The 5,225-nt window shown below is 25.6% G+C and carries 7 protein-coding genes; 6 read left to right on the top strand and 1 reads right to left on the bottom strand.

The annotated features are described in order from the left end of the window. Together Q0Y03_RS15025 and Q0Y03_RS15030 are read left to right on the top strand one after the other, a co-directional pair. Positions 1 to 263: PepSY domain-containing protein (locus tag Q0Y03_RS15025; RefSeq protein ID WP_297714607.1), on the top strand; the 263-nt coding region annotated here is incomplete at its 5' end. Positions 264 to 508: 245 nt separating this feature from the next. Next, positions 509 to 661 carry a zinc-ribbon domain-containing protein gene (locus Q0Y03_RS15030; RefSeq protein WP_008677353.1) on the top strand — a complete coding sequence of 51 codons (153 nt, stop codon included), beginning with the start codon at positions 509 to 511 and terminating at the stop codon, positions 659 to 661. A gap of 120 nt (positions 662 to 781) precedes the next feature. Here the strand turns inward: Q0Y03_RS15030 and Q0Y03_RS15035 are convergent, their stop codons facing one another. After that, complete coding sequence (locus Q0Y03_RS15035; RefSeq protein ID WP_297714608.1) at positions 782 to 982, bottom strand: sodium/glutamate symporter; 201 nt, start codon at positions 980 to 982, stop codon at positions 782 to 784. Between the two features lie 84 nt (positions 983 to 1,066). On the opposite strand from Q0Y03_RS15035, the gene ahpC reads away from it, so the two are divergent. The 4 genes from ahpC (at position 1,067) to Q0Y03_RS15055 (ending at position 4,332) form a co-directional block, all read left to right on the top strand. Beyond that, positions 1,067 to 1,630 carry an alkyl hydroperoxide reductase subunit C gene (ahpC, locus tag Q0Y03_RS15040; protein ID WP_297714609.1) on the top strand — a complete coding sequence of 188 codons (564 nt, stop codon included), beginning with the start codon at positions 1,067 to 1,069 and terminating at the stop codon, positions 1,628 to 1,630. 213 nt (positions 1,631 to 1,843) lie between these two features. Continuing rightward, entirely contained in the window at positions 1,844 to 3,502 is a 1,659-nt protein-coding gene (locus tag Q0Y03_RS15045) for an FAD-dependent oxidoreductase (protein WP_297714610.1), read from the top strand. A gap of 167 nt (positions 3,503 to 3,669) precedes the next feature. Further along, the gene (locus Q0Y03_RS15050; RefSeq protein WP_297714611.1) at positions 3,670 to 4,011 is read left to right on the top strand and encodes a zinc ribbon domain-containing protein YjdM; all 342 of its coding nucleotides are present in this window, start codon (positions 3,670 to 3,672) and stop codon (positions 4,009 to 4,011) included. Between the two features lie 138 nt (positions 4,012 to 4,149). Next, on the top strand, positions 4,150 to 4,332 hold the full coding sequence (locus tag Q0Y03_RS15055; RefSeq protein ID WP_133015210.1) for a hypothetical protein: 183 nt from the start codon (positions 4,150 to 4,152) through the stop codon (positions 4,330 to 4,332). The last annotated feature ends 893 nt before the right edge of the window (positions 4,333 to 5,225 follow it).

The following is a 5,225-nucleotide window of genomic DNA, read 5'->3' on the forward strand; positions in this document are numbered from 1 at the left end:
ATGTAAATAATACAAATAATACAAATAATACAAATAATATAAATAATATAAATAGTGCAGTTAATATTTCCGAAGAACAAGCAAAAGAAATAGCATTAAAACATGCAGGAGTAACAAGTGATCAAGTTTCATTTATTAAAGTTGAAATGGATTTAGATAACGGAATACAAAAATATGATATAGAATTTTATTATAATAACATAGAATATAGTTATGAAATAGATACTAATACTGGAGATATATTATCTTACGAAAGAGATTAATATTATAAAATAAGATCATCCTTTTAAATTTTAAGATTTATAAATAAAACATAATTCAAAATATTGGATTAATTTTAAGTATTTATAAAAAATAATCAAAAAAAGGTTGCGATTAATAAAATACTATGTTATTATAAGAGAGTAGCAAATTTGCTAACGAAAAAAGTTTCATTTAGGTAAATAGTTTCTCGAAAATTAGAGATTATTATATCGATTTAGAATCTTTAATTTTAGGAGGAATATTTATGACAGATAAGACAATAACATGTAGAGATTGCGGAAGTGAATTCATATTTTCAGTAGGAGAACAAGAATTCTACAAAGAAAAAGGATTCGATAATGAGCCAACAAGATGTATATCTTGTAGAAGAGCTAAAAAAGAACAAAATAGAAGATAATTTTAGATTGTTATAGGTTGTAGTTTAAACTACAGCCTTTTTTGATGCTTTTTTATGAATCATTTATATTAAAGTTTGTACATTTCTAGGAAATAAAACCAATAAATCCATATATAATTCCTATATCATTGCATTTGATGTAGATCCCATTGCAAACCCAGTTAAACCTGCCACCATTACAGCGGAGTCATAATCTTTACCCATTAATTTATATGATAAAAACATACTATAAAAATTCAGATTTATAGTTTTATATGTATCATGTCTTATTATATAAATATTAGAAAATAAATAAAGTTTTTTTAAAATATAGATTGACAAATTATTAAATAATAATTATTATTAGTTATAAGAAATAGTTGATAAAAAATATCAATTGAAAATAAATTTCAGGAGGGGATTAATATGTCATTAATCAATAAAAAAGTTTCAGATTTTACAGTTCAAGCTTATCACAATGGAGAATTTAAGGAAGTAACATTAGAATCAGTTAAAGGACATTGGTCAGTATTTGTATTCTATCCAGCAGACTTTACATTTGTTTGCCCAACAGAATTAGGAGATTTAGCAGATAACTATGCTAAGTTTAAAGAAGCAGGTTGTGAAGTATATTCAGTATCTACAGATACTCACTTTGTTCATAAAGCATGGGCGGATGCTTCAGAAACAATTGCAAAAATTCAGTTCCCAATGTTAGGTGACCCAACAGGTAAACTAGCTAGAGATTTTGAAGTTATGATTGAAGAAGAAGGTTTAGCTTTAAGAGGATCATTCGTAATTAACCCAGAAGGGGAAATAAAAGCTTATGAAGTTAATGATTTAGGAATTGGAAGAACTGCAGAAGAATTATTAAGAAAAGTTCAAGCAGCTCAATTTGTAGCTGAGCATGGTGATCAAGTTTGCCCAGCTAAATGGCAACCAGGTGAAGAAACATTAGTACCAAGCTTAGATTTAGTTGGTAAACTATAATATTTGTTATTAAGGCTTTATCTAAACTGAAAAAAAGTTTAGATGTAGCCTTTAATATTTATAGATAACTAATAGTTATATGATGATAAGTGGTAATTTTTATGTGTGTTTATTTACCACTTATCAAAATAAAAATTTATTTTAAAGTATTAATAAAATTTTATATGCATGAAGCTTTATTAATATTTTAAAAAGTAATAGGAGGTAGAGAATATGGAAAAAATATATGATTTATTAGTAATAGGTGCTGGTCCAGCAGGGCTTTCAACTGGAATATATGCAGGTAGAGCAAAATTAAATACGTTAATCATAGAGAAGGCAGAATTTGGTGGACAAGTAAACAAAACTTATGATATTTCAAATTATCCAGGAGCTAGAAATAGTAATGGACCAGAGTTAATGGAAGAAATGAGACAGCAAGCAGAAGATTTTGGAGTAAATTTTATGTCTGCTGAAGTTTTAGAAGTTAATTTAGAGGGGGATGTAAAGACTTTAAAGACTGATAGAGGAGAAATAAAAGGAAGAAGTGTAGTAATAGCTACAGGAGCATCACCAAGAAAGCTAGGCTTTAAAGGTGAAGAGGAGTTTACAGGTAGAGGAGTAGCTTACTGTTCAACTTGTGATGGACAATTTTTCGAAGGATTAGAAGTCTTTGTTATTGGAGCTGGATTTGCAGCAGCTGAAGAAGCAATGTTCTTAACTAAATTTGCAACTAAGGTTACTGTTATAGCTAGAGAACCAGAGTTTACATGTGCAAAATCAATAGCAGATAAAGTTTTAGCACATCCAAAAGTTGAAGTTAAATTTAATACTGAAATATTAGAAGCTAACGGAACTGAAATGATAAACTATGCAAAGTTTATTAATAACAAAACAGGTGAAACATTTGAGTATCACGCTAAAAAGGAAGATGGTTCTTTCGGTATATTTGTATTTGTAGGATATGCACCACAAAGTCAATTATTTAAAGGAATTTTAGAACTTGATAAGTTTGGGTATATAGTGACAAATGAAAATATGGAGACTAATATCCAAGGTGTATATGTTGCAGGAGATTTAAGACCAAAAGCATTAAGACAAATAGTAACTGCAGTATCAGATGGTGCTATTGCAGCAACATCTGCAGAGAAATATGTTCTTGAATTAAAAGAAAAGCTTGGAATTAAAGATGAATATGAACCTAAAAAAGTAGAGAAAAAAGAAGTTAAGAATGTTGATTTAGATAATGTATCAAAAAGAAGTAAGCTTTTAAATGATGGATTAAGAGCTCAGTTAAAAGCTGTATTAGCTAGGTTAGAAAAGAATGTTACACTTGTATCTATAGTAGATGAAAGTAATAGCAAATCAATAGAGTTAAGAGATTTAATTTTAGATATTGCAGATTTAGATGAAAGAGTTAGTGCTGAAATATATAATAAAGGTGAAAATCTAGAAGTTGAAAATAAGATAAATGCAGATAAATATCCAGTAGTGGCATTATTAGATAGTGATAAAAAATATAGTGGTGTTAAGTTCCATGGAGTTCCTGGAGGGCATGAATTAAATTCATTTATATTAGCTATATATAACATTGGAAGTGCAGGACAACAGATTTCAGAAGATACCTTAAATAATATTAAGAAGATAGATAAAGATATAAATATTAAGGTGTGTGTATCATTATCTTGTCATTTATGCCCTGATGTAGTAGTTTCATCTCAGAGAATAGCTATAGAGAATGAAAAGGTAGAAGCAGAAATGATAGATATTTCAAACTTTAAAGAAATAAAAGATAAATTTAAAGTAATGAGTGTACCAGCCATAATAGTAAATGATGAGAAAATATATTTTGGTGCAAAAAAGATTGATGAGATTATAAGCTTGATAAAGTAGTATATTATTTAAAATGCAATTATATTTTTATAAAGGTAAGTCAATGATGGAGTCATTATCGCTAAGTTTGTAAATATTATTAGACTATGATAGTATAAATAATGCATGAAGTAAAAAACATTTTTTATTAAAAAGAGAGCTTAAAAGCGAATGGAGGAAATGAAATTATGTTACCAAATTGTCCAAAATGTAATTCAGAATATACTTATGAAGATGGAAGCCTTTTAATATGCCCAGAATGTGGTCATGAGTGGACTGCAGCAAGTCAAGCAGCAGAAGAGGAAGCAAATATTATAAAAGATGCAAACGGAAATGTTTTAAGCGATGGAGATACAGTTACAATAATTAAAGATCTTAAAGTAAAAGGTGCATCATCAGCATTAAAACAAGGAACAAAAGTTAAAAATATACGTTTATTATATGATGTTACAGATGGTCATGATATAGATTGTAAAATTGATGGATTTGGAGCTATGAAGTTAAAATCATCAGTAGTAAAGAAAATATAATACAGTACAATACAAAGGGGTTATTAGGAAGTCTTAATAGCTCCATTTTATTTAAGGATAAAAATATTTTTAAGTTAGTTGAATATAAGTTATGATATAATAAGTTAGTGAAAATTGATTAGTTGGAGGCGATAATTTATGTTTACTAAAGAGGAGCTTTTAGTAATTGAAGATGCATTAAAAATAGCAGATGAAAAATATATTAAACTTCTTGATGAAAGCAAAAATAATAAAAATAAAATGGTTGCATTTAATAGAAAACAAAAAAAATTATGGTTAGTTCAAAATAAATTAAATAAATTGTTACAAGAAAATAAATAACATATAAGTAGTTGATAAATATCTAGTATAAAAGCTAGATATTTTTTATTACCTGTAAATTAAATATCTAATAAAAATTAGATGATATAAAAAAGTTATAATAAATGAAAATAATATACAAAATATATAAAAAAAACAGATTAAATTACAAAAAACACTAAATCTTTTTATTGTAATAAAAGTATAATTAATACATGTTATTATTTGTAAAAATATTTGCTCCATCTGTTTTAAATAAAATAATTACAAAAAAATAAAATCCAAAAAAAGTAAAAGAAGCATTTTTAAATAAATAATTCTTTTATTTGAAAATTAAAAATATTTTAAAAATTAAATAAATAATTTTCAAAAAAATAAAAAATTAACTAGGGGATAAAAATTAGTAAAATAATATTTATAAATTATATTAATAAAAAAATAATAAAATAATTAACTATTATTTGTTATAATAATATTTTTTGAAAAAGTTATAACAATTAAATAGCAAAATAGAAAGTTTAAAAATATTTTCTGTTTTTATAAAAAAATATTTTGTGAAATTTTTTCATATCAATATTTCATAAAGAAAAAAGTAATTAATTTACAAAAATAATTATTTAAGTTAAAATTATTTTTGTAACTAAAAAAGATAGTGTAAAGTTTCGTATGAAAAAATAGCCTATGGCTAATTTTTAATAATAATTAAAAAATAACGTTGTAATATCAACTAAAATTTAAAAATTGGATATGACAAAAAGACCTTCGGTATCGGATGCAAAAATAAAATCAATATTTAGTTTTATAGTTTATCAAGAAGTTTTAGATTCCTGCATATGTAATATGGTTTGTTGACCGAGACTGATAAGAATTTGCCACTTTGCTGGCATGTTATCAGCAATATTTAAAGCATCCAG

The sequence above is a fragment of the Clostridium sp. genome, from assembly GCF_026168755.1.
In the GTDB taxonomy this organism is placed as follows: Bacteria; Bacillota; Clostridia; order Clostridiales; family Clostridiaceae; genus Clostridium.